The organism is Bradyrhizobium diazoefficiens, from assembly GCF_016612535.1.
In the GTDB taxonomy this organism is placed as follows: domain Bacteria; phylum Pseudomonadota; class Alphaproteobacteria; order Rhizobiales; family Xanthobacteraceae; genus Bradyrhizobium; species Bradyrhizobium diazoefficiens_C.
Map to the genome: position 1 here is coordinate 523,450 of NZ_JAENXS010000001.1, position 24,387 is coordinate 547,836.

A 24,387-nucleotide genomic window follows, 5' to 3' on the forward strand; every position below is an offset into this window, starting at 1 on the left:
CGCGCGGACGCGAGGCCTGACTTCATCTAGCGCAAATCGGCGCGTCTGCCTGTGAAGCAGATTACAGGTGCCCCGCGCGAGGGCTAGAACTTGTAGTTTGCTCCGACCTTCACGATCTGAAGCTTGTGTTCAATGGTCTCGCGAAGCGTGAGCGTGCGGTCGAAGGCAAAACCCGCCCGGCCCGTGAATTGGGTGAGCCAATCGAGCTTGGATGTCGCTGTCGTTGGGAACACGAAGCCAAGCTGGCTCAGCGTTCCCGCGGCGCTGCTCTTGTGACCGAGCACTGCAAAATCCCACTCGAAGCCGAGAACCCAGTTGCCGGTCTGGTAGTTGGCGCCCGCCTGGACGCCCCCTAGCGCGCTGTTGGTGGCGGGGCTGACCGGGCTCACGACAATGGTTGGATCTTCGAGCACGCCGCCCGATGTCCAGCGGTTCGCCCCCCAGCTGTATCCGGCATGCAGCCCGACATAGGCACCCGACCAGGAGAACACGGTGTCCGCTGCGGTGTAGGGCGCCGTTGTCGTCAAGTCGGCGGCCGAAGCGCTCGATGCAACACCAAGACTGAACACCACAGCCGCCAAGCTCGCAATTTTCTCCCGCATTCCCAAGCTCCCAATCCTCTTTCAGCTCGTTCGAGCAGCGGGAACGTAGCTTCCGGGACCTTCGACGCATCAACCGTACGGTTTAGATCGAACGGGAGTCTGCTAGCGCCGGTAGATTTTCTGCGCCGTGTTGCAAAATTGCCGCTTGTCGCGATCGCGCGGCTTGGCTGTTAGACCGAGGGCGTCGAGGGCGTGACATTCGCAAGCAGTGGAAATCGAGCCGCGACCAGTTCTATTCGCGCATGCCCGATTCGTCGCCGAACTCGATATTTTGCGCGTCCTGCTTCCATTGCGGCCGCGGCGTCGTTGGTATGGCGGGATTGCCGGTTCGCTCGAAGGCGAAGAGCCTATCCAGCATGCGTTCGGACCGTCACTGAACGCGCGGTGCCCCTGTTCGAGCTGCTCATCCGGCTTCTCTCATTTTGTTCTTGTCGTTGGGACTCGTGCTCAGCTCCGCCCACAGGCGGACGCGCGCACCTTCGTTGAGCGGCACAATATGAAACGGCTGACCGAAGATTGCGAGAGACTCTTTAGCCGGCTCGAACCGCGGCCAAGCTTCTGCCACGTCAGGCATGCCGGTCGTGACGAACCGCAACAGGTTCGTCTGAAACTGCGCCGCGACGTCGATATCGGCCGGTGTCATTGGGCCGCCCTTGCGCTTCAGGATCGGGCGATCGATGAAGTTTGGCAGATGCGCCCAGAGGCAGGCATTGTCGGCGCCATGGGTAGGTCCTTGCGACAGAAAGGGTTCCAGCGCCGGGCAATGGTCGAACCGGCTCAACCACACCGCGCCGCCTGCGGCTGACTGAAGCCGCGCGAGATCGGCCATCGGGCGATGCCAGAACGCATCCGACAACAGCGCTTCGTAGGGATCTTCGTCGACGCGTGCGGTCGCACGATAACACGAGAGCAAGCGCTCCCAGCCGGTGTCGCCGACAGCGGTACGCACATTGCGCTCGGTCGTGCGGATCATCGCGGCCGGCGGCGTGCTCTTCAGGAACATCACCATCTCGTCGCGACAGGAGCCGAGCCAGAGCGGAATGTCGCGCAAGGTGCCGTCGGCAAAGGCCTTGCGCGGCTCGCGCGCGATCACGGTGCCGTCGAGCACCGGGCCGAATACGGTGCCTGACGAGGTCTCGTCCGCGATCCTGCGGCCGACACGCTCGACGGCCGCAAAGAGCGTTGGCAGCGGGACCGAGGCCATCGCGCTCGGATCGCGTCCAAGCTCGAGCTCTTCGATCAGACGGCGTGCGACATTGTCGGCATGGTCCGCGCTCATGATGTTGCGCCCCGGCGCACTCAGCGCCAGCGCGCGGGCGAACTTGCCCTTTGCCTGCGGCAGGGTTGCGAGCGCAATCACCATCGACGCGCCGGCCGACTGACCGGAGAGCGTCACCTGGTCAGGATCGCCGCCGAAATTGGCGATATTGCCATGGACCCAATCGAGCGCCGTCACCGCATCCGAGATGGCAAGATTGTTGGCCTCGCGCAATCCGTGCCGATGCAGTTGCAGGAAGCCGAGCGGGCCGAGCCGATAGTTAATGGTGACGACGACGGCCGGGCCGTGCGCGGCGAGGAAAGCACCGTCATAGTCGGCGCCGCCGCCGGTGACGAAGGCGCCGCCATGGACGAAGAACAGCACCGGCAGCGTGCGATCAGCCCCGGCCGGCGACCAGATGTTCAGACTGAGACAGGACTCCTCGGCCTGATCGAGATGCCCGGGCTGCGGCGCATGCCCGGGCTGCGGCGCATAAGCGCCGTAGTCCGTGCAGCGGCGCGGCTCCGTCCAAGCGGGCGGCGGCGTCGCTTTGGCGAAGCGCCGCGCGCTCGCGAACGGCACGCCCTTGAAGGCGCGGACGGCTCCCTGCTCGGCCCCGATGACGGGGCCGTGCGTGGTCGGAATTGCTTTCGTCAGCATGCGATCGCCATCCTGTCTTTCACTTACGCGCGCCGCTTGCCGAGATCGGCGATGTCGGCCCTGTGGGTTTCGCGCGCGGTCGATGCGGCCAATGCCGAGGCGACGCAGCAACCGGCGACGAAGATCGCAACCGGGATCCAGCCGTTCGGTCCCTCGCCGACCAGGCTCGCGCTCACCAGCGGCGTGAAGCCGGCGGCGAGAAAGCCGAGCTGGGTGCCGATGGCGGTGCCGGAATAACGCACGCGCGCCTCGAACATCTCGGCATAAAACGAGGGCCAGATCGCGTTCGGCGCGGCGTAGACGACGCCGGACAGGATCACCGCGGCGGCGAAGATCGCGATCGTGCTGCCCGACGTGATCAGCATGAAGTACGGGAACAGCAGCACCGCGCAGCCGAGCACGCCGCCGATAAACACCGGCTTGCGGCCGATCTTGTCGGCGAGCAAGGCCCAGAGCGGCTGCACGAACAACGCCACCACGTTGCCGAGCACGCCAGCCCACAGCATGGTCGAGCGCGGCACGCCGAATTTGCTGGTGGCGTAGCCGAGCGCGAATACAGCGGTCATGGTGCTGACGGTCGCGATCAGCGCGCAGACGATCACGCGCAGCACGTCCGGCCAGTAGTCGCGCAGCAGCGCGACGACAGGGAAGCGCGCGACTTGCGCCTTGCCCTTGATGTCTTCAAACACGGGCGTTTCCGGCATAGTCCGCCGCACCAGATAGGCAACCAGCAGCACGAGGGACGAGAGCAGGAACGGAATGCGCCAGCCCCAGCTCAGCAATTGGTCTTCCGGCATGCTGGCGACGGGAATGAACACCAGCGTCGCCAGGATCGCGCCGGCTTGCGTGCCGCTCAAGGTCCAGCTCGTGAAGAAGGCGCGATTAGAATTGGCGGAATGCTCCAGCGTCAGCGAGTTCGCCCCGCTCTGCTCGCCGGCCGCCGACAGGCCCTGCAACAGACGCAACAGCGTCAGGATGATGGGCGCGGCGCTGCCGATGGTCTTGGCATCCGGCAGCAGGCCGATCGCAAGCGTCGAGGCGCCCATCACCACCAGCGTGAACAGCAGCACGGTCTTGCGGCCGATGCGGTCGCCGAAATGGCCGAGGATGACGGCACCAACGGGACGCGCGATATAGCCGATGCCGAACGTGAGCAGCGCCAGCAACGACGCTGTCGACGGATCGACATTGACGAAGAACACTTTTGGAAAGATCAGCGCGGCCGCGGTGCCGTAGATGAAGAAGTCGTAGTATTCGAGCATGCTGCCCACGAAGCTGACGAGCGCGGCGCGCTTCGGCAGCTTGCTTGGCGGTGCGTCCATTACGGACGGCGCGTGCAGCGATGCGATTGAGGTCAAGCTCATGAAATTCCTCCCCGTATGCGATGGCGGTTGCAGCTCGCTTTCGGCCCGTCCGGCCTTGCACGTGCTTTTTGCTTTTGGTTGCCGCAACCTTGGTTTGGATCCATAATGTACGAACTAGTACGTTTATGCAAGTCGGCGCCAAGGGTTGTCGGATTGGGCGAAATTTGCCTTCACCTTCAAGGTGATCCATAGAACCGACGGGAGAAATTGTGATGCTCAAGCGCATGCCGCCCCCATCGAAGCGCACCAACGACCCCGAGCGCACCAAGCGCGACATCCTCGAAATGGCGATGGCCGAATTCGCCTCGGAAGGCTATTCCGGCGCGCGGGTCGACGCCATCGCGGCGCGAACGCGCACCTCGAAGCGGATGATCTATTATTATTTCGGCGGCAAGGAGCAGCTCTACCTCGCGGTGCTGGAGGAGGCCTATCGCAGCATCCGGGCGCTGGAGGACCAGCTCGACATCGCCAGCTGCGATGCGCGCGAGGGCTTGCGGCGCCTGATCGAGGCGACCTTCGACCATGACGAGCGCAACCCGAACTTCATCCGCCTCGTCTCGATCGAGAACATCCATCACGGCAAGCACCTCAAGCAGAATTTGCACCTCCGCCAGCTCAACGCCAGCGTGATCGCAACGCTCGACGGGATTTTGAAGCGCGGCCGCGCGGAAGGGACGTTCCGCGACGACGTCGACGCCATCGATTTGCATCTGGCCATCTCCTCCTACTGCTTCTTCCGCGTCGCCAACCGTCATACGTTTGGGGCGCTGTTCGATCGCGACCTCAGCGAGCCCAAGGTGCTGGCGAGGAGCAGGAGCCAGATCGTGGAGATGATTTTGGCGTGGTTGGGGGAGAAGGTTTAGCGACCGCCCTCACCCGTTCTCCTCTGCCGCGTGCTCGCCAGCAGCACCAGCATGAATGACGCCGCGGTCATCAACGTTGAAATCGCGGCGATGGTCGGGTCTATCTCATCACGAAGTGCGGTGAACATGCGCTTGGTCAGCGGCTGATACTGGCCGCCGGAGATGAACAGCGCGACGATGGTCTCGTCCATCGCCGAGATGAAGGCGAAGATGCCGCCGGCGATCACGCTCGACTTGATCTGCGGCAGCGTCACCGCGAAGAAGCTGCGCGGGCGGTTCATGCCGAGGCTGCGCGCCACCATCTCCTGCGCCGGGTCGAAGCTTTGCATGCCGGCGAGCACGGAGATGACGACGTAGGGTAGTCCCAGCATCACATTCGCCAGCACGAGGCCCGGCAAGGTCGCAACCAGGCCGACTTTGGCATAGACGAAGAAGATGCCGACCGCGGTGATGATGATCGGCACAACCAACGGCAGCAGCAGCGCCATATGGATGACGCGCATGATGCGCAGCTTCGACTGGCTGATGGCATAGGCGGCGGCAACGCCGAGCGGCGTCGCGATCACCACAGTCAGCAGCGCGACCGTCAGCGTCACCCGCGTCGCCTGCATCCAGGCGGGGTTGGCGAAATATTGCTGATACCAGCGCAGCGAGAACGACGGCGGCGGGAAGGTCAGGAAGCGCGCGCTGGAGAACGAGATCGGTGCGATGATCAGAACCGGAAGGATCAGATAGACCAGCACCAGCGCGCTGATCACGTAGAGGGCAATGCGGGCGGGCGAAATGCGCGTCATTTCTGCCCCAACACGCGATCCAGCGAAATGAAGCGGCTGACGGCGAAGAAGATCAGGAACACGCTCAGGAGAAGCACGACAGCGACCGCGCTCGCGGCGCCGAACTGGTTGTAGAGCTCGACGTTGCGGCTCACCAGCATTGACACCATCACGGTGCGGCCGCCGCCCAGTAGCTCTGGCGTGATATAGAAGCCGAGGCAGAGCACGAACACCATGGTGCAGCCGGCGAGCACGCCCGGCAGCGACAGCGGCAGGAACACGCGGCAGAACGTCAGCGACGGGCTCGCACCGAGGCTGGCGCCGGCCTGCATCAGGTCGCCGGGGATCTTCTGCATCGTGGCGTAGAGCGGCAACACCATGAACGGCAGCAGGATGTGCACGGTCGCAACCACGGTGCCGAAGGTGTTGTGGACCAGCGCGAGTGGCTCGGAGATCACATCGAGATAACGCAAAAACTGGTTGATTACGCCGGTGCGCTGGAGCAGCGCCAGCCAGGCATAGGCGCGCACCAGCACGCTGGTCCAGAACGGCAGCACGACCAGCGACAGGATCAGGATGCTCCATCCCTTAGGCACGGAATTCGCGAGATAGGCCACGGGATAGCCGAGCAGCAGCGCGATCATTGTGACCGCGAGGCTGATCTCGAAGGTCAGCGCGAAGCTGCGCCAGTAGATGTCCTCGGTGAAGACGCGGCGGTAGTTCTCCAGCGTAAAACCGTCATGGTAGATCGACTGCCAGGCCAGCCAGCCGACCGGCAGCACGATCAGGAGCAGGATCACCAGCAGCGCCGGCGACACCAATGCCAGCATCAGGCCGTGCTCGCGGCGCTGATGCTTTTGGGAGGAATCTGGCACGGATGTCGTCAATGCTGCCTCGTCTTACTTCTGCATGAACGACGCCCAGCGCTTCTCGGCGGCTTCGCCGGCCGGCGATGACCACCAGGCGTAGGACATCAGCGCCTGCTTGGCCGCATTCGCCGGCTCGCTCGGCAATTGCGCGGCGCGCTCGGGCTTGATCACATTGGTCTCGAACGCCTTCGGATTGCCCGGGCCGTAGTCGATGTGGAGCGGCAGATTGGCCTGGTGCACGGGATCGACGGCTTCGTTGAGGAATTTCACCGCGGTGTCGAGGTTCGGCGCGCCCTTGAGGATGCAGAGCGAGGTGCTCTGCAAGATGCCCTGGTTGTAGGTGAAGGCGACCTTGGCGCCTTCCTTGGCAACCGCGCTGACGCGGCCGTTCCAGGCCATCTCCATATCGACCTCGCCGTCGTTGAGGAGCTGCGCCGATTGCGCGCCCGATGTCCACCACACCGTGATGTTCGGCTTGATTTCTTCCAGCTTCTTGAAGGCGCGGTCGACGTCGAGCGGATAGAGCTTGTCAGGCGCGACGCCGTCGGCCATCAACGCGGCCTCCAACGTGGCGATCGGATGGTTGCGCAGCGCGCGCCGGCCCGGGAATTTCTTGACGTCCCAGAAATCGACCCAGCTGTTCGGCGCGTCCTTCGGAAACGTCTTCTGGCTGTAGGCCAGCACGCTGGAATAGAATTCGTAGGACACCGAATAGGGGCTGCGATACGCCTCCGGCATCGCCGCCGCGTTCGGCATTTTCGAGAAGTCGAGCTTCTCGATCAGCCCCTGCTCGCCGCCACGCAGGCAATAGCCGGTCGGGGTGTCCACGACATCCCAGATCGGCTTGCCGCTGCCGACTTGGGTCTTGATCGCAGGCCAGGCATCGGGAATGGAGTCCTGATTGATGGTGATGCCGAGCTTCTTGGCGGAGGGATCGAGGATCGCCACCGTCTGCGCCTGCTGATAGGCGCCGCCTTGCGAAACGAAGGTGATCTGCCCGGCGGCGTTGGCCGCAGTGCCGCTGAGTACCATCGCGCCCACCAGCGCGTAGCCAAATCCAAAATTCCGTGTCGTATTCATCCTCGCCTCCTCCATCACCAAAAAGATCTCACTGACCGATTGCATCGAGAAACTGGTACCAGCCGGCGACCAGGCGCACGGCGGGCTCGCGCAGCGGATAGAACGGGATCGCCTTCATGCGCCTGATATCGAGCAGGCCGACCTCGGGCGTCTCGCCGCGCACGAAGGCGGCGAGATAGCGGCCCATCAGGCTCGACATGGCAACGCCGGCGCCGTTGTAGCCCATCGAAACCAGCGTGCGCTCGCCGAGCCGGCCGATATGCGGCACTGAGTCCAGCGTCATGCCGACCAAGCCCGACCATCTGTAGGCGAGCGGGACATCGGCCAGATCGGGGAAGATGCCGACCATCGCCTTGCGCAAGGCATCGAAGGCGGCTTGCGAATCCTGCTTGCCGAAGGCGCCGCGGCCGCCGAAGATGACGCGATTGTCGACCATGCGGAACCAGCGCATCATGCGCTTGGTCTCGGTGTAGGTGCGCCCCGTCGGCATCAATTTTCCCGCGAGATTGCGCGGCAACTGCTCGGTCGCGACCATGGCGCTGCGGAATGGAATCAGCGTGCGCTGCAGATGCGCGGTCGCACCGGTAAGATCAGAGTAGCTGTTGGTGGCGATGATCGCCCGCTTCGCCCGCACCACGCCTTGCGGCGTCTCGGCGACGATGCCGCCGCTTTCACGCCGGAGTTTTACGACCGGCGACTCCTGGAAAACGGGAACGCCGCGGCGCGCCACGCCATCGGCGAGGCCGCGCAGATAGTTCAGCGGATGGATGCCGCCGGAGCCGGGATTGAGCACGCCGCCGACGAAGCTGTCGGAGCCGGTCTCCTCGCGCACGCCGCTCTTGTCGAGGATACGGACCTCGGCCGAGCCCATCTCGCGCGTCATCCAGTTGGCTTCGTCGACCGCGGCCTTCAGCGTCGTCTCGTTATGCGCCGCCTTGACTTGGCCGGTGCGCGTCAGGTTTGCGCTGGTGATGCCGAATTCGGAGACCAGCTCTTCGACGATGTCGGTCGATTCATGCGCGATCTCGTACATGCGCTTTGCCATGGCGCGGCCATGGGTGGCGTCGATCTCGCGGAACGAGAGCCGAAACTTTGCGGTGATCACCCCGCCATTGCGGCCGCTCGCACCCCAGCCGGGCCGGTTGGCCTCGAGCACGATGGGCGCCAGCCCGCTTTTTGCGATGTGATGCGCGGCGGAGAGACCAGTATAGCCGGCGCCGATGATCACCACATCGGCCTGTTGGTCGCCCGACAGCACGGGAAAATCGCGCGCCGGCTCCGGCGTGGCTTCCCACAGCGAGTTTGCCGATGGCCGCGCGCTCCAGTCTCGTGTCATGTCGGCGCCCATGCCTTACGCCACCGGCCCGATGGCGGCGTCGGCGAGCGCCTTCAAGGTCGGGAAATGGAAGTCCGGCTTGGTCAGCGTCTCCACCGCCGGCGTGCCGCCGAAACCGGCGATGCCCTGACGGCGCTCGATCCAGCACACCTTGTAGCCGAGTTTCCGCGCGATCCCGATGTCGTGGTACTGGCTCTGCGCGACGTGGAGGATGTCGGACTGCTTGTAGCCGAAGGCGGACTGGCGGCCCTTGTTGTAGGCGAAGAATTCTGGATCGGGTTTCGCGACGCCGGTCTCGTCGGCACAGACGGTGTCGTCGAAGGGATTGCCGAGCGCATGGGCGTAGCAGGACAGTGCGACACGGTCGGCATTGGTCATCGCCACCAGGCGAAACTTCGTGCGCAGGCGCTTGAGCGCTTCGACCGAGTCCGGGAACGGACCCCAACGCAGCACGGCAAGCTGGAATACGTCGCAGGACGCATCGTCGGCAGGCAGCCCGAGCTCGGTGGCGAGATGGCGATAGACGTGGAACATCACCTCGCTCGAGCGCTCATGGTGCTTGTCGCGGCCGCGCTTGTAGGATTCGAATATCTTGTCGTCGCTGAGCTCGGCCGGCGTCTTGCCGGAGATCCTGCGCACGGCGGAGAGCACACCGGTTTCGAAATCGATCAGGGTGCCGACGACGTCGAAGGTGAGGATCTTGAAATTGCTGAACGCGGCTTGGGTCGACATATCGGTTTCTTCTCTCAGGTTAAACAAGGCTTGAGTTCAGTCCACCCTGGGCACGACGATGGTGTCCTCGGGGTGAAGGGTGACGGTGAGGCTGCCGCCGAGCGGCGGGATGCGGTGATAGGCCTGGTGGTAGCTCGGCTGGCGCAGGCTGAGTGCGATGCCGTCGGCGAGCGCCAGGAAGATGCGCAGGCTCTCGCCCTGGTAGACGATGTCGGTGACCGTCCCGGTCAGCCGGTTGCAGGTGGCGTCCTGCGCGCCGTCGTCGATCAGGAGTTTTTCGCTGTGCACTGCGAGCATCAGCGCATCGCCGTCCGGAATGGCGCGGGCGCTGCGCAGCAGCGCATTGCCGAGCGCAACGCTGGAGGCATCGACGCGGCGAACCGGCAGCATGCTCGCCTCGCCGATGAAGCTTGCGACAAAGGAATCGGCAGGATGATCGTGCAGCCGCTCGGGCACGTCGATCTGGATCAGCCGACCGTCCTTCATCACGGCGACGCGGTCGCTCATGGTCAGCGCCTCGCGCTGGTCATGGGTGACGTAGATGATGGTGGCGCCGATGCGCTTATGGAGCGCGCGGAGCTCGATCTGCATGGATTCGCGGAGCTGCTTGTCGAGCGCCGAGAGCGGCTCGTCCATCAGGATCAGCCGCGGCTCGAAGATCATGGCGCGTGCGAGCGCCACGCGCTGACGCTGGCCGCCGGAGAGCTGCGCGATGCCGCGCTCCTCATAGCCGGCGAGACCCACCATTGCGAGCGCCGCGCGCACCTTGTCGGGCCAGCTTGCCTTCGGCAGACGGCGCGCGCGCAGCGGAAAGGCGACGTTCTCGCCGACGTTCATATGCGGGAACAATGCGTAGTTCTGGAAGACCACGCCGATGTCGCGCTTGTGCGGCGGCATGTAGGTGATGTCGCGGCCGCCGAAGAGAATTGTGCCTGATGTCGGCAGGACGAAGCCGCCCAGAATGCCGAGCAGCGTGGTCTTGCCGGAGCCGGAGGGACCGAGCAGCGAGACGAACTCGCCGGCGCCGACATTGAGCGAGACGTCGTCGAGAGCGCGAATGGCGCCGTACGCCTTGCTCGCGGACCTGATCTCGACGCTTTCCGCTCGTTTGTCCAACGATCGACCTCGCCATATCCCTTGCCTGGCGTGCCTCACTGCACGCCATAAGCCTGCTTTATAGACAGCGTTCTGAAGCATTTGCCGGCGCAGCGTGCGCCGCACCAAATCTTTTCCCGAACACCCCTGTCTTTAGGCTGTGATGCCAATGACACCAGACTTGGCAAAACTCGGCAATTGCCAAATTCTCACTCGGCTCATAACATGAGGTTATGCCAGAGCTGCGCCGGATGCTGCCTTCAAGTAACGCCCTGTTCGTCTTCGACGCAGCGGCGCGCAATGGCAGCTTCACGGCGGCGGCCGCCGAACTGAACGTCACGCAGCCGGCGGTGAGCCGCATGCTCGGACAATTCGAGGAGCATCTCGGCGTGCGCCTGTTCGACCGCACCGCGGGCCGCGCGGTGCTCACCGAGGAAGGCGAGCTCCTCTATCGCCGCGTGCTCGAGGGCTTTCGCAGCATCGAGACCGGTCTCGTCGAGATGGAGCGCCGCCGCAAGGGCACCGAGACGGTGACCCTGTCGGTCTCCTCCGCCTTCACCACGCACTGGCTGATGCCGCGCATCGACAAGCTCCAGCGCCAGTTTCCGCAGGTCGATCTGCGCTTCCAGCTGATCTCCGGCGCACTGCGCGGGCCGGTCGAGAATGTCGATCTCGGCATGCGCTTTCGCGACCGCGAAGAACCCTCCTCCGGCGGCACGCTGGTAATGAAGGAGGTCATGCTGCCGGTGTGCAGCCCGGCTTATCTCGACGGCACCGTAGCTGCCGATGGCAACACCATCATCCGTCTCGCCGAGACGCCGGGCGACTGGGCCGCGGATTACGCATCGCTGCTCACCGGTCGCCGTGGCGCGGCCAAGGCGCTGAGCTTCACCGACTATGCCGTCGTGATGCAGGCCGCCCTGCTCGGCCAGGGCATCGCGCTCGGCTGGCTGACGGTGGCCTCGCACTGGTTGTTGACCGGCGCACTGGTACCAGCCTCCGACAGGTTCACCACCACGCGCCGCATCTGCGAATTCCTGCCGCCGCGCAACCGGCCGATGCGCCCGATCGCGGCCGAGATCCGCGACTGGATCATCGCGCAGATGCAAAGCGAGATCGCCGCGATCGACAAGCTCTATCCGAAGCTCGGCGCGATGGCCGCGTGTTATTAAGCGGCGAACAGTCGAGGAAGGACGTTCTCCCTCTCCCCGTTCTTACGGGGAGAGGGTCGGGGTGAGGGGCTGCTTCCGCGATCACGGTGAGAGTGAGACTCGCGGAGAGTCCCCCTCACCCGGAATCCGCGCGCTCCGCGCGAATTCCGGCCTCTCCCCGCAGGCGGGGAGAGGCGAAGGAGCCATCCAGCGCACCGCGCCTCAATGATGCTCGATCGCACGGATCGCGCCGCGGAGCTCGGCGAGGCCGCGCAGGCGACCGATCGCAGTGTAGCCGGGATTGTTGCGCTTGGTTGCGGCGAGATCGTCCAGCATGCGGTGGCCGTGATCGGGACGGAAGACGATTCTCCTGTCGGGCGGGCGCCGCGCGTTCTCTTTCAACAGCGTCTTCAACACGGCGACCATGTCGACGTCGCCGTCGAGATGGTCCGACTCGTGGAAGGTCAGGCCATCGGCCTCGCGCTTGGTCGCACGGAGATGCGCAAACGCAATCCGCGGGCCGAAACGCTCTGCCATCGCAGGCAGATCGTTCTCAGGCCGTACACCGAGCGAGCCGGTGCAGAGACAAATGCCGTTGGCTTTCGAGGGCACGGCGTCGAACAGCGCCTGATAATCGTCGGCGGTCGAGGCAACGCGCGGCAGGCCGAACAGCGGGCGTGGCGGATCGTCCGGATGCAGTGTCAACGAGACGCCGAGCTGCTCCGCCACCGGCGCGACGCGTCCCAGGAATTCCGCGAGATGCTGTCGCAGGATCTTCGGCGTGATGTCGCGGTAGGTCTCCAGGCGGTCTCGGAATTGCGGGATCGTCATCGGCTCGGTGGTCGAGCCCGGCAGCGCGCTGGCGATGGTCATGATGAGATAGTCGATGTCCGCCTGGCTCATCTTGTCGAACAGCGTTTTCGCGCGCGCCTGCTGGTCGGGGGAATATTCCTGCACGGCTGCAGGACGCTTGAGGATATGCAGCTCGAAGGCGGCAAAGCGGTCGTGGTCGAAGCGCATGGCACGGGCGCCGTTCGGCAGCTCCCATTCCAGGTCGGTGCGGCACCAGTCGACGACGGGCATGAAATTGTAGCAGATGATCTTGATGCCGGAGGCGGCGACCGCCTCCAGGCTCGCGATCCACGCTTCGATCGATTGCGCCGCCCTGGCCCCGAGGCGCTTGACGTCGTCCGGGATCGGAATCGATTCCACCACCGACCAGGTCAGCTGCGAGCGGCCGGGCTGGCCGCGCTCGATGAAATTCCTGCGCTCCTCCACCGCCTCGCGGGTCCAGGCCTCGCCAATCGGCACCTGGTGCAGGGCCGAGACGATGTCCGTCGCCCCGGCCTGCCTGACGTCATCCAGCGACACGGGATCATCGGGCCCGTACCAGCGCCATCCCTCGAGCATCATCGGAATTCTCCCGGATTAGTTCGCGGTCAGCACGACCTTGACGCTCTGCGAGCGGTCGAGCGCCAGCCGCAGCGCATCTGGCGCGGTCGACAGCGGCCGTTCGGCGGTGACCAGCGACAGCACATCGACGTTGCCGGCACCGATCAGTTCCACCGCTGTCATGAATTCCAAGCCGAAGCGGAACGAGCCGCGCAGGTCGATCTCCTTGGCCATCACCGCATTCGTGGGCGTCGGAATCTGGCCGCCCGGCAGATTTCCGATCTGCACCACCACGCCGCCGCGCCGCACAATGCCAATCGCACTCGCAAGCCCCGCTGCCGTGCCCGAGACTTCGAACGCGACATCATAGGGGCGCGCAGCGGCCTGCGCCCTCAGGCCTTCCTCGCCGCCCACGATGTTCTCGACGTGAGAGGCACCAAGCCGCGTCGCAAAGGCGAGCGGTGCAGATGCGATGTCGGCCACGGTGATGTCAGCCATGCCGGCGCGGCGCGCGGCGAGCATGGTCAGAAGCCCGATCGGGCCGGCGCCAAAAATGATGCCGCGCTTGCCCTCGATGTTGCCGGCGCGGGCGACCGCGTGCAGGCAGACCGCCAGCGGCTCGGCGAGCGCCGCGGCCTGATAGGACACGTGGTCCGGAATCTTCACGCACTGCGCCGGGATCGCGTCGAAATAATTGGCAAAGCCGCCCTGCATGTGCGGCGTCTTCGACGCCGAGCCCATGAAATAGATATTCTCGCAGAGGTTTTGCCGGCCCTCACGGCAGGCCACGCAATCGCCGCACCAGCGCGACGGATTGACGGCGACGCGGTCGCCGACCTTCAAATTCGCCGCGGAGCCGGCGATCTCGACGACCTGGCCCGAGATCTCGTGACCGAGCACCAGCGGCGACTTCACCACGAAATCGCCGGTGCGGGCGTGACGGAAGTAATGCATGTCCGAGCCGCAGATGCCGCCGGCGCCAAAGCGGATACGCACCATGCCGGCGGCCAGCTTGTCGAGCGGATGCTCGATCATGCGCAGATCTTCGGGGCCGAACAGGGTTGCGGCGAAAGAAGTGGAGGTCATTTGGAAAGTCCCATGTATTTCGGCAGCCAGAGAGTCAGTTCGGGAACGTAAGTGATCGCGATCAGCGCGAGCATCAGCGGCACCAGCCAAGGCAGGATCGCGACCGTCGTGCGCTCGACCGAGAGCTTTGCCACGCGGGCGAGAACGAACAGGACCATGCCGAGCGGCGGATGCAGCAGGCCGATCATCAGGTTCAGCGTCATGATCAGACCGAAATGGATCGGATCGATGCCAAGCTTGAGCACGATCGGCAGCAGGATCGGCACCAGGATGGTGATCGCCGCCGTGGTGTCGATGAAGCAGCCGACGAACAGGATCAGCACGTTGGCGAGCGCCAGGAACACCCATTTATTGTGGGTGATGCTGAGCATCCAGTCCGAGAGCAGCTGGGCCGCCTGCGACACCGTGAGCAGCCAGGCGAAGATCGAGGCCGCGGTGACGATGAACAGCACCGAGGCCGTGGTCTCGATGGTGTCGAAGGTCGCTTTCGCCACCGTCTTCAGCGTCATGGTGCGATAGCGCACGAGACCAAGGAACAGCGACCAGATCACGGCGGCAACCGCGGCTTCGGTCGGCGTGAACCAGCCGAGCGTCATGCCGCCGATCAGGATCACCGGCGCCATTAGCGCCATCACCGCGGAGAAGTCGAAGTACCAGTCGATCGCGAGCAGCGCACCGAGCCCGATGACGACCGCGAGGTTGGTCGACATGCCGGCCAGCGTCATCAGCCAGATCGCGAGCGGGAAAGAGAATACGATGACGATCTCGAGACCGGCAGAGCCGAGCTGCGGCCAAGAGAATGGCGTATCGCTGCCCCACTTGTTCTTGTACGCGAAGTAGGTGACGGTCGCCATCATCAGCAGCGTCAGGACCACTCCGGGAATGACGCCACCCAGGAACAGCGCGCCGATCGAGACGTTGGCCATCATGCCGTAGATCACGAAGGGCAGCGACGGCGGGATGATCGGGCCGAGCGTCGCCGAGGCCGCGGTGACGCCGACCGAGAACTCGGTGGTGTAGCCGTGGTCCTTCATCGCCTTGATCTCGATGGTGCCGAGGCCGGCTGCGTCGGCGATCGCGGTGCCGGACATGCCGGAGAAGATCACCGAGCCGATGATGTTGACGTGGCCGAGCCCGCCGCGCATCCAGCCGACCAGCGCGACGGCGAATTTGTAGATGCGTCCGGTGACGCCGGCGATGTTCATGAGGTTGCCGGCCAGGATGAAGAAGGGCACGGCGAGCAGCGGAAAGCTCTCGACGCCCGCGATCATGCGTTGCGCCAGCGTCACGTCGGGCGTCACGCCGCTGACCAGGATGTAGAGCAGCGACGACGACGCCATGGCAATCGCCACGGGAACGCCGAGCAGCATCAGGATGAGGAAGCCTCCGAGCAACAGCAGCATGAACTTACCCTTCAAAACCGTCGTAAGCGCCGGGACGTTCGAGGATCGAATAGCCCTGTCGCAGATGTTGCAGCGTCACTTGCACCGAGCGCACGAACATCAGCACGAAGCCGAGCAGCACGGCGTAGTAGACGTAGTTCTTGGGGAAGTTGATCGTGGTCATGGACTCGTCGCCGATGATCTGGATGTAGACCCAGACCAGCTTGACGGCGTAGCCGAAGAAGGCGATCCGGATCAGGTCGATCACCGTCGACAACGCGCGCGCCACGAATTGCGGCAAATAGCGATAGATCAGGTCGACCTGGATGTGCCGCGACAGCCGCACGCACATCGAGGCGCCGATGAAGACCACCCCGATCAGGCAGTAGGTCGCGATCTCCTCGGTCCAGGCGTAGCTGTCGTTGAGCACGTAGCGGGTGAAGAACTGCAGGAAGACGGCGAGTGCCATCACCCAGAAGATCGCCAGCGCCACCCAGTCCTCGAAAGCGTAGATGCCGAGATCGATCTTCGGCGTCGCTTCCTCCTCGAATGTGTGGGCGATCTCGTCGCCGGTGATCTGCCGGTGCACTTCGGCGGTCGACATGTGGTTACTCCTCAAAGGTACCGAACGTCATTGCGGAGGCGGCCAAAATGCGCCGCCCTCGCGTCACCCTCCCGGTCGTCCCGGCGAAGGCCGGGACCCATAGCTGTAGCGCCCGCTCGTCGTTCCGAACGTCCGTGGCCAGCACCGCGCCTCTTTCGATTGATTACGCGGTATGGGTCCCGGCATTCGCCGGGACGACGGGGAGAGTTGCAGTCACTTGATCGCCTGGATCCGTTCCCAGTCGGCCTTGCGATAGCCGAAGGTCTCGAACGGGACGTTCTTCAGCACGGTGTCGCGGAACTCGTTCTTGTCGACCTCGGTCACGGTCAGGCCCTTCTCCTTGAAGAAGGCAACCAGCTTGGCCTCCTTCTGCTTGATCTCCTCGGTCGCCTTGGCAGCAGCCTCCTGCGCCACCTCGGTGAATATCTTCTTGTCCTCGTCGCTCAGCTTCTTCCAGAGCGCGCCGGCGACGACCGTATTGAGGTGGTCGACGATGTGGCCGGTCAGCACGATGTGCTTTTGTACCTCGTAGAACTTCTTGGCCTCGATCGTGGTCAGCGGATTCTCCTGGGCTTCAACAGTGCCGTTCTGGAGCGCGAGATAGACTTCGGCAAACGCGATCGGCGCGGTGTTGGCACCGCAGGCGCGCGGCATCGCCAGATAGGCCGGAACGTCGGGCACGCGCATCTTCAGGCCCTTCATATCGGCGCAGGTCTTGATCGGCTTGTTCGACGAGGTCTGGCGCACACCGTAATAGGTCACCGCGATGATGTGGTGGCCGCTCTTGTCCTCATAGCCCTTGGCGAGCTCCTTGAAGATGTCGCTCTTGGTGTAGGCGAGGAGATGATCGGCGTCGCGGAAGGTGTAGGGATAATAGGTCACGCCGATCGGCGGAAAGCTCTTGGCCGCGAAGCTCGAGCCGGAGATGATGATGTCGACCGAGCCGAGCGAGAGGCCCTGGTTGATGTCGGCCTCCTTCCCGAGCTGCGACGCCGGATAGACGTCGATCTGGTAGCGCCCGTTGGTTCGCTTGCCGATCTCCTGCGCGGGCCCAGACCGAGGCGGTGTGGAACGGCTCCGAGGTCTCGTAGACATGGGCCCATTTCAGCTTGGTCTGCGCCATGCCGGCATGGATCGTCGCAAACATTGCGGCGACCGAAATCGCCAGCACCATCGTCATTTTCTTCAGCACTGAATATCCTCCACTGACTTAAGTCTGCTTCTTGTTCGCCCGTCCCGAAGCGGAGACGAGCCGCCAATCTCATCGCCGCCGCGGGCCGCCGCTCTTCACGGCCTCCTTGCTCCGCTTCTTCGACGGTCGTTTTGTTGCTGCCGGTTTTGCCGGAGATCGCACTGCACGTTTCCGCGCCGCGGGCGATCCTGCCGAACTCTCGGCGCCGAAATTCTGTGCAAAGCGCTCCTGCGAATGCGCGAGATGATCGCGCATCGCCTCGCGGGCAGCCTGTGGCTCGCGCGCCGCGATCGCATTGCGCACGGCCCGATGCTCGTCGAGCGCCGTGCGCCAGGTGCCCGGGTTCTCGAAGTAATGCGCAAGCTGCGCGAAATAGGGATTGAGGCGCTGGTCGAACAGCTCGCCGACCACGCGCACCAGCACAGCGTTGCCGAGGCATCCGGCGATCGCGACATGGAAGGCACGGTCATGGACCATCGAGGCTTCACCGGGATGGTCGACATTCTCCATCGCCACGAGCGCGGCATCGATGCGCGCGACGTCATCCTTCGTCGCGACGCGCGCAGCCTGCTCGGCGATGGCGCTTTCGAGGAATTCGCGGGCGCGCAGAAGTTCGAACGGCCCCTCGATGATGGCGGCTGCCGACACGGGCGCGGCGCCTGCGGGCTCGATCACATAGATGCCGGAGCCGACGCGGATGCGGACGCGCCCTTCCACTTCGAGCGCGATCAGGGCTTCGCGCACCGTTGGCCGCGACACCCTGAGCTGGTCAGCTAGTTCGCGCTCGGGCGGCAAGCGACTGCCGACCGCGTACTCGCCGCTGTCGATCAGGCTTCGCAATTGATCGGCGATTTGGCGATAGAGCCGTCTCGCCTCCACAGCTTCCAGCGGCACGCTGGCCTCCCCAGGATCACGCCGATGGATCCGGCGGTCTGCCAATTTTGGCTAATTGGCCTTACCAATTGACCGAAGCATTGACCGAGGTCGGGCGCCGTGTCAAGCAGCGGCCAAACACGGGGAGAGACGGGCATGCGGCTTAATTCAATGCGTCTTGATTCAAAGCGCCTTGGCCGCGCCAATCTCGACCGGCTGCCGCCGGCCATCCGCCGCCCGGCCTATGACCGTTCGCGCATCACACCCGGTATCGTGCATCTCGGCCTCGGCGCGTTTCATCGCGCCCACCAGGCCGTCGTCATCGACGATTGCCTTGCCGCAGGCAGCAGCGCCTGGGGCATCGTCGGCGCGAGTCTGCGCAGTCCCGACACGCGCGACGCCCTCGCCCCGCAGGATCATCTCTATACGGTTGCCGTGCGTGCCACTGAGGGCACCGAGCATCGCGTGATCGGCGCGCTGCTCGACAGCGTCGTCGCGCGCGAGAAGCCGGCCGCGTTGGTCGAGCGGATGGCCGATCCCGCCATCCGCATCGTCTCGCTGACTGTCACCGAGAAGGGCTATTGCCACAGGCCGCAGACCGGCGATCTCGACGAGCGGCATCCGGACATCGAGCACGATCTCAACAATTTCGACGCACCGCGCTCCGCGCCCGGCTTCATCGTGGCGGCGCTGGCGCGCCGGCGAGCGCAGGGGCTTTCACCGTTCACCATGCTGTGCTGCGACAATCTCGCCGCCAACGGCCATACCGTGCAACGGATCGTCACGCAATTCGCAGCACTTCGGTCGAAGGATCTCGGCAAGTGGATCGCGGACAACGTCGCCTTCCCCTGCACTATGGTCGACCGCATCGTGCCGGAAACGCTAGAGGCCGACCGTGATGCGGTCGCCGCTGCGCTCGGCCTGCGCGACGCATGGCCGGTCATGACCGAGCCGTTCACGCAATGGGTGGTCGAGGATCGCTTCTCGGCCGGAAGACCCGATCTCGCCGCCGCGGGCGTCGAACTCGTCAGCGACGTCAAGCCGTTCGAGCTGATGAAGCTGCGGCTGCTGAACGCCAGCCATTCGGCGCTCGCTTATCTCGGTTATCTCGCCGGCTACGAGACCATCGCCGACACCATGCAGGATCCGCATTTCGCGCGGCTGGCCGCGCAGGTGATGGAAGAGGCCGCGGTGACGCTGACGATGCCTGTTGGCACCGATCTCGCTGCCTATCGCGCCTCGCTGCTCAAGCGCTTTTCCAATCCGGCGCTGCATCACCGCACCTGGCAGATCGCGATGGACGGTTCGCAAAAGCTGCCGCAGCGTCTGCTCGGTGCGATGCAGGATCGCCTCGCCAAGAACCTGCCGATCGCGACGCACGCGCTCGCGGTCGCGGGCTGGATGCGCTACGTCACCGCGCTCGACGAGAAGGGCCGCACCATCGACGTGCGCGATCCGCTCGCCGCCGAGCTCGCGAGGTTGGCGCGCGAGGCCGGTCCCGTCGCCGAACGGCTCGCGCCCGCATTGCTCGGCGTCACACAAGTGTTCGGGCCGCTCGGTGCCGAGCCGCGCCTGCGCGAGGCCGTGACCGCGGCGCTCGGCCGTCTCTACAAGGAAGGCGCGCGGCGCGCGGTGGAGACGCTCGTCTCCGCCTGACCACAAAGCGGGCAATGCTGCACTGCGGTCCAATCGAACCCAAAGTCGAACGGAAGTTGCGCTTGATTTTTGCGTGCGGTTGCCGCACCCGAGAGGCATGGCAGAGGACAGCAAGGTCATCGCCGCGAACGCGGCCTTCTACGCCGCCTTTTCGACCGGCGATTTTGACGAGATGAAGCGGATGTGGGCGGATGACGACGCCATTTCCTGCATTCATCCCGGCTGGCCGGCGATCGTCGGCCACGACACCGTGATCGGCAGCTGGCGCGATATCCTAAAGAACCCCCGAACGTCCGCAGATCGTCTGCGCCGAGCCGCAGGCGATCGTCGACGGCGACAGTGCCCGCGTGCTCTGCATCGAGATCGTCGACGGCACTGCCTTGGCCGCCGCCAACCATTTTCGGCGCATCGGCGACGGCTGGCGCCTGGTGCATCACCAGTCGAGCCCGATCGCGCAGATTGTCGAGCAAGCCGAGGACGATAGAGCGAGCCACCGGGTGCACTGACCGCGGCGGCGTTCTACTGTGCATGGGGTTGTTTTGCGGCTTTTTGTTTGATGGCGAGCGCGACCATCGCTTGCACCGGGGAACCGCAATATCTTTTGCCGGACCGAAAAATCTCTTATGAGCGGGGACGCGCGGCTCGCGCGGACGGGAACTCCGACCTGCACGGGAGACGCATGCGGCTCTTCATCCTTGGCCTCGGCTATAGCGCCCGGCATTTCGTCCGCAAGTTCGGCGGCAGCTTCTCGCATGTCGCCGGCACGGTGCGCGATCCCGGAAAGCGGGACGATCTCGCCGGCATCGAGGTGCATGGCTTTTCCGGTGACCGTCCGGCTGACGAGACGGTCAACCGTGTCAGCGACGCGGATGTCGTCCTCGTATCAATCCCGCCGGGCAGCACCGGCGATCCCGCCATTGCGGCGTTCGGCCACGTGCTGGCGGCGGGCCGCCGCAAGGTCGTCTATCTCTCCACCATCGGCGTCTACGGCGATCACGCCGGCGGATGGGTCGACGAGAGCACGCCGCCCCAGTCCGCTCTCGACCGCGCGCGGATGCGGGTCGCGGCGGAGCAAGCCTGGACGGACATGGCGCAGGGCAATGTCGCGATCCTGCGGCTTGCCGGCATCTACGGCCCCGGCCGCAACGCGCTGGTGACACTGCGCGGCGGCACGGCGCGCCGCATCATCAAGCCAGGCCAGGTCTTCAACCGCATCCATGTCGACGATATCGCCAGCGCGATCATGGCCGCGGTCCAGCATCAGGGCAGCGGGACCTGGAACGTCTGCGACGACGAGCCCGCGCCGCCGCAGGACGTGATCGCCTATGCCGCGCAGCTGATGGGCGTTGCGCCGCCGGCCGAAGAAGCGTTCGCGACCGCCGAGATGTCGGCGATGGCGCGCAGCTTCTATTCCAGCAGCGCCCGCGTCTCCAACGCGAGATTGAAGCGCGAGCTCGGCGTCACGCTGGCCTATCCGACTTATCGGCATGGCCTCGATGCGCTGTGGCGCGATGGTGGGGTGAGAGCGTCGCGTTGAAATAGAACAGGGCGGCCGCTCGGGCCGCCCTCTTGAAATTCAGCGTCAGCTCAGCACGCCGTACTTCTTGAACCAGGCCTGCGCCCGCTTCCAGGCATCTTCCGCCGCCTCCTTGCGGTAGCTGCCGCGGTAGTCGGCATGGAAGCCGTGCGGCGCGTCCGGATAGATCTTGAATTCGGCCGTCTTCTTGTTCTGCTCGAGCGCCGCCTTGAGCTGCTCGACCTGGGCCACGGAAATGCCGGTATCGGCCCCGCCATAGAGGCCGAGCACCGGCGCCTTCATTTCGGGAGCGAGCTGCAGCGGGCTCTTCGGCCAGAGCGGATTGGGCGGATCGACTGGCGGACCGTAGAAGGCGACGCCGGCCTTGAGCGTGCCGTTATGAGCGGCATATTCCCAGACGGTCCGGCCGCCGCGGCAGAAGCCGATGATGCCGAGCTTCGCGGTGTCGCCGCCTTGCGATCCCGCCCACGCCACCGTCGCATCGAGATCGGACAGCAGCTCGGTATCCGGCTTCGAATTGACGATCGGCAGCAGCTCCTTGATGTCGGTGATCTTGGTGAGATCCTTCCCCTTGCGGAAATAATAGTCGGGCGCGACGGCGAAGGCGCTGAGCTTGGCGAGGCGACGCGTCACGTCCTTGATGTATTCGTGCAAGCCGAAAATCTCCATCGCGACGATGATCACCGGCGCCTTGGTGCTGCCCGCGGGCCGCGCGAAATAGGCGGGCATTTCCTCGGAGCCGACCTTGATCTTGGTATCGCCAGCCTGGAGGCCGCTGGTGTCCGTCGTGATCACCTCGGCGCGGACGGGACCTGCCGCAAGCGTGTAGCCGGCGGCGACCGCCGCGGTGGCGCTCATGAAGCCGCGTCGCGACACCGGAGGCGGCTTGATCAGCCCTATGACGTCGGATGTGATGGTGGTTTCGATACTCATCGCTTGTCCTTCCTGATGCCTTGCCTGGCATCTTGCCCTGGTATCTCGCACTGATCCTTCAGGCGACGCATTCGCCAATAATTGCCGGCGAAACGCAAATCACCAGCCTGCGAGCGCTCGCCGCGGCCAGGCTGGTTTTTCAGATTTGGCCCTGACGCTGTTTCACCGGCGCAGTCTCGGGGAGCAGGCTCATCGCGCCAAGCCCGACGATCGCCGCGAGCAGCAGGTACCAAGCCGGTGCCAGCGGGTCGCCGGTGACATGGAGCAGCCAGGTGACCACGAGCTGCGCGGTTCCGCCGAAGCTCGCAATCGCGAGTGCATAGACAGTGGCGAACACGCCGCCGCGGATGTGCTGGGGCAGCGCTTCGGTGAACGTCGCGTAGAACGCGGTGAATGGCAGTGAGCCGATGATTGAGAGCACACCGAAGCCGACCAGCAGCGACAGCGCGTCCGGCGAATGCACGATCCACAGGAAGACCGGATAGGTTAGCAGGAGCGTTGCGAGCTGCGGCCAGATCATGACCGGCTTGCGACCGAGGCGATCGGCGAGCCAGCCGCCGACCAGCGCGCCTGCGAACTGAATGCCGTTGCTAACGAGCGAGACGGCAAAAGCGAGTGTGGACGGGACATGCAGCGTATTCTGCGCATAGGTCGTCATATATTGCGTGACATAGGTCGAGATGGTGCCGCTGGCCAGGACCATCAGCGCCAGCGCGATCAGGCCGGTATGGCTGCGGACCTGCGAGAGGCGGCCCGTGCTTTCGTTCGCAGCGACCCCGGGTTCAGCCTGCGGGATCGTTTCCGGCAGGGTCCGGCGCATCCAGATGCCGAACGGCAGGCAGACCGCCCCGATCAGAAACGCCACCCGCCAGCCATAGGCGTCGAGCATCTCCGGCGCCATCGTCTTGCTGAGAATGACGCCGACGAGCGCGCCGGCCGTCGCGGCGATCTCCTGGCTCGCCGGCTGCCATGCGACCACCAGCGCCCGATGCTCCGGCGGGGCGATCTCGATCAGATAGGCGGTGGTCGGCCCGACCTCGCCACCGAGCGCGAAGCCCTGCACCATGCGGGCCGCGATCACGATGATCGGCGCCGCGAGCCCAATCGAATTGTACGACGGAGTGAACGTGATGGTCAGGATTGCCGCCCCCATCAGGGCAAAACTCAGCAGCATGGCGGGCCGCCGGCCGATCCGGTCGGAATAGATGCCGAGCACGATGCCGCCGATCGGCCGGGTCACGAAGCCGGCGCCGAAGGTCGCCAGCGACAGCATCAGACTGCCGTACTCGCTTCCGGTCGGGAAGAAGGCGTGGCCGATCTGGATGGCGAAGAAGCTGTAGGTGATGAAGTCGTAGAACTCGAGCATGTTGCCGACGGTAGCGGCCAAGGCCGCGCGCTTGACGCTGAAGGGCTTGGCGTGGAAGGGCCTAAATTGCTCGTTTCCCGATGACACTCTTGAATTCCCCGATCTGTTCGCCCGATTTAACCGCGCGGTCGCGTTGCGTCGCAACATCCATTAGAGGAAACGGAGCTACTCTGCACGAGCTTCGAGCGCACCCGCGACCGGCCCAAGATCGAGGAACACCTCGACCGCGCGCGCATCGCAAGCCAGGGTTGAAGCACCAGCGCGGGACCTGAGCGGTCGGCGAGACGATACTGGGCCAGTTGCGCGCAACTGCTTCTCCATCGTGGTTGCGAGGAGCGTCGCCCGCTCCCTTCGTCGTCGTTGCAGGCGCAGCGAAGCCATGACGGAGCAAGGGGCACTATCGCAATCTTCAAAATCGCATCTCAACTTGCAGACACGCTTTCGCGTCCTCGCGGCTCAATTCGCCCGAGCTTTGCTTGATCTCTTTAGTCTCTTGCCACCCTCTTGTCCGAGAGGGCGCAGGGAAGGCCGGGTGCTGACCTCGCACCCGCGGTCCGCTGCGCGAAGTAGCGCAAAAAGACCG

General features: G+C 64.7%; 21 protein-coding genes and 3 pseudogenes. 6 read left to right on the plus strand and 18 right to left on the minus strand.

Annotated features, from left to right (window positions below):
- Nucleotides 1–83 precede the first annotated feature (83 nt).
- The 4 genes from JJE66_RS02450 to JJE66_RS02460 form a co-directional block, all read right to left on the minus strand.
- Complete coding sequence (locus JJE66_RS02450) at nt 84–602, minus strand: outer membrane protein (RefSeq protein ID WP_200512541.1); 519 nt, start codon at nt 600–602, stop codon at nt 84–86.
- A gap of 232 nt (nt 603–834) precedes the next feature.
- The gene (locus JJE66_RS38390) at nt 835–960 is read right to left on the minus strand and encodes a hypothetical protein (RefSeq protein WP_283818431.1); all 126 of its coding nucleotides are present in this window, start codon (nt 958–960) and stop codon (nt 835–837) included.
- A gap of 45 nt (nt 961–1,005) precedes the next feature.
- Entirely contained in the window at nt 1,006–2,520 is a 1,515-nt protein-coding gene (locus JJE66_RS02455; protein WP_200512542.1) for a carboxylesterase/lipase family protein, read from the minus strand.
- 23 nt (nt 2,521–2,543) lie between these two features.
- Nucleotides 2,544–3,884, minus strand: coding sequence for an MFS transporter (locus JJE66_RS02460; protein ID WP_200512543.1), 1,341 nt, complete (start codon nt 3,882–3,884; stop codon nt 2,544–2,546).
- Between the two features lie 212 nt (nt 3,885–4,096).
- On the opposite strand from JJE66_RS02460, the gene JJE66_RS02465 reads away from it, so the two are divergent.
- Nucleotides 4,097–4,747, plus strand: a complete 651-nt coding sequence (locus JJE66_RS02465) for a TetR/AcrR family transcriptional regulator (RefSeq protein ID WP_200512544.1) — start codon at nt 4,097–4,099, stop codon at nt 4,745–4,747.
- Here the strand turns inward: JJE66_RS02465 and JJE66_RS02470 are convergent.
- The 6 genes from JJE66_RS02470 to JJE66_RS02495 form a co-directional block, all read right to left on the minus strand.
- A complete protein-coding gene (locus JJE66_RS02470) occupies nt 4,744–5,541 on the minus strand; it encodes an ABC transporter permease (protein WP_200512545.1) in 798 nt (265 codons plus the stop codon). The genes JJE66_RS02465 and JJE66_RS02470 overlap by 4 nt on opposite strands.
- Nucleotides 5,538–6,350: an ABC transporter permease gene (locus JJE66_RS02475; protein ID WP_200515246.1), complete on the minus strand. Its 813-nt coding sequence runs from the start codon at nt 6,348–6,350 to the stop codon at nt 5,538–5,540. The genes JJE66_RS02470 and JJE66_RS02475 overlap by 4 nt, the downstream gene beginning before the upstream one ends.
- A gap of 69 nt (nt 6,351–6,419) precedes the next feature.
- A complete protein-coding gene (locus tag JJE66_RS02480) occupies nt 6,420–7,469 on the minus strand; it encodes an ABC transporter substrate-binding protein (RefSeq protein WP_200512546.1) in 1,050 nt (349 codons plus the stop codon).
- A gap of 28 nt (nt 7,470–7,497) precedes the next feature.
- Nucleotides 7,498–8,817 (minus strand): FAD-binding oxidoreductase, encoded by a 1,320-nt coding sequence (locus JJE66_RS02485; RefSeq protein ID WP_200512547.1) that lies wholly within the window; start codon nt 8,815–8,817, stop codon nt 7,498–7,500.
- Nucleotides 8,818–8,820: 3 nt separating this feature from the next.
- Nucleotides 8,821–9,537, minus strand: a complete 717-nt coding sequence (locus JJE66_RS02490; protein WP_200512548.1) for an HAD family hydrolase — start codon at nt 9,535–9,537, stop codon at nt 8,821–8,823.
- Between the two features lie 36 nt (nt 9,538–9,573).
- Nucleotides 9,574–10,653 carry an ABC transporter ATP-binding protein gene (locus tag JJE66_RS02495; RefSeq protein WP_200512549.1) on the minus strand — a complete coding sequence of 360 codons (1,080 nt, stop codon included), beginning with the start codon at nt 10,651–10,653 and terminating at the stop codon, nt 9,574–9,576.
- 212 nt (nt 10,654–10,865) lie between these two features.
- Between JJE66_RS02495 and JJE66_RS02500 the strand changes: the two genes are divergently transcribed.
- Entirely contained in the window at nt 10,866–11,804 is a 939-nt protein-coding gene (locus JJE66_RS02500; RefSeq protein WP_200512550.1) for a LysR family transcriptional regulator, read from the plus strand.
- A gap of 201 nt (nt 11,805–12,005) precedes the next feature.
- Here JJE66_RS02500 and uxuA read toward each other — a convergent pair whose 3' ends face one another.
- The 6 genes and pseudogenes from uxuA to JJE66_RS02530 form a co-directional block, all read right to left on the minus strand.
- A complete protein-coding gene (uxuA, locus tag JJE66_RS02505) occupies nt 12,006–13,196 on the minus strand; it encodes a mannonate dehydratase (protein WP_200512551.1) in 1,191 nt (396 codons plus the stop codon).
- Nucleotides 13,197–13,211: 15 nt separating this feature from the next.
- A complete protein-coding gene (locus JJE66_RS02510; RefSeq protein ID WP_200512552.1) occupies nt 13,212–14,261 on the minus strand; it encodes an L-idonate 5-dehydrogenase in 1,050 nt (349 codons plus the stop codon).
- The gene (locus JJE66_RS02515; RefSeq protein WP_200512553.1) at nt 14,258–15,664 is read right to left on the minus strand and encodes a TRAP transporter large permease; all 1,407 of its coding nucleotides are present in this window, start codon (nt 15,662–15,664) and stop codon (nt 14,258–14,260) included. Before JJE66_RS02515 ends, JJE66_RS02510 begins: the two co-directional genes overlap by 4 nt.
- 4 nt (nt 15,665–15,668) lie before the next feature.
- Nucleotides 15,669–16,247: a TRAP transporter small permease gene (locus JJE66_RS02520; RefSeq protein ID WP_200512554.1), complete on the minus strand. Its 579-nt coding sequence runs from the start codon at nt 16,245–16,247 to the stop codon at nt 15,669–15,671.
- A gap of 213 nt (nt 16,248–16,460) precedes the next feature.
- Nucleotides 16,461–17,421: pseudogene (locus JJE66_RS02525) on the minus strand (sialic acid TRAP transporter substrate-binding protein SiaP).
- Between the two features lie 87 nt (nt 17,422–17,508).
- Nucleotides 17,509–18,333, minus strand: coding sequence for a FadR/GntR family transcriptional regulator (locus JJE66_RS02530; RefSeq protein ID WP_200512555.1), 825 nt, complete (start codon nt 18,331–18,333; stop codon nt 17,509–17,511).
- A 150-nt stretch (nt 18,334–18,483) separates the two neighbouring features.
- On the opposite strand from JJE66_RS02530, the gene JJE66_RS02535 reads away from it, so the two are divergent.
- From JJE66_RS02535 to JJE66_RS02545, 3 genes and pseudogenes are all read left to right on the plus strand, one after another.
- Nucleotides 18,484–19,968, plus strand: a complete 1,485-nt coding sequence (locus tag JJE66_RS02535; RefSeq protein WP_200515247.1) for a mannitol dehydrogenase family protein — start codon at nt 18,484–18,486, stop codon at nt 19,966–19,968.
- 97 nt (nt 19,969–20,065) lie between these two features.
- Nucleotides 20,066–20,474 (plus strand): annotated as a pseudogene (locus JJE66_RS02540) (nuclear transport factor 2 family protein).
- Nucleotides 20,475–20,647: 173 nt separating this feature from the next.
- A complete protein-coding gene (locus JJE66_RS02545; RefSeq protein ID WP_200512556.1) occupies nt 20,648–21,505 on the plus strand; it encodes an SDR family oxidoreductase in 858 nt (285 codons plus the stop codon).
- A gap of 45 nt (nt 21,506–21,550) precedes the next feature.
- Here the strand turns inward: JJE66_RS02545 and JJE66_RS02550 are convergent, their stop codons facing one another.
- Together JJE66_RS02550 and JJE66_RS02555 are read right to left on the minus strand one after the other, a co-directional pair.
- Nucleotides 21,551–22,438, minus strand: a complete 888-nt coding sequence (locus JJE66_RS02550) for a dienelactone hydrolase family protein (RefSeq protein ID WP_200512557.1) — start codon at nt 22,436–22,438, stop codon at nt 21,551–21,553.
- Between the two features lie 139 nt (nt 22,439–22,577).
- Nucleotides 22,578–23,804 carry an MFS transporter gene (locus JJE66_RS02555; RefSeq protein WP_246756260.1) on the minus strand — a complete coding sequence of 409 codons (1,227 nt, stop codon included), beginning with the start codon at nt 23,802–23,804 and terminating at the stop codon, nt 22,578–22,580.
- A 150-nt stretch (nt 23,805–23,954) separates the two neighbouring features.
- Between JJE66_RS02555 and JJE66_RS38580 the strand changes: the two are divergent.
- Nucleotides 23,955–24,056 (plus strand): annotated as a pseudogene (locus tag JJE66_RS38580) (MarR family transcriptional regulator); the annotation flags it as partial.
- Nucleotides 24,057–24,387: the final 331 nt, after the last annotated feature.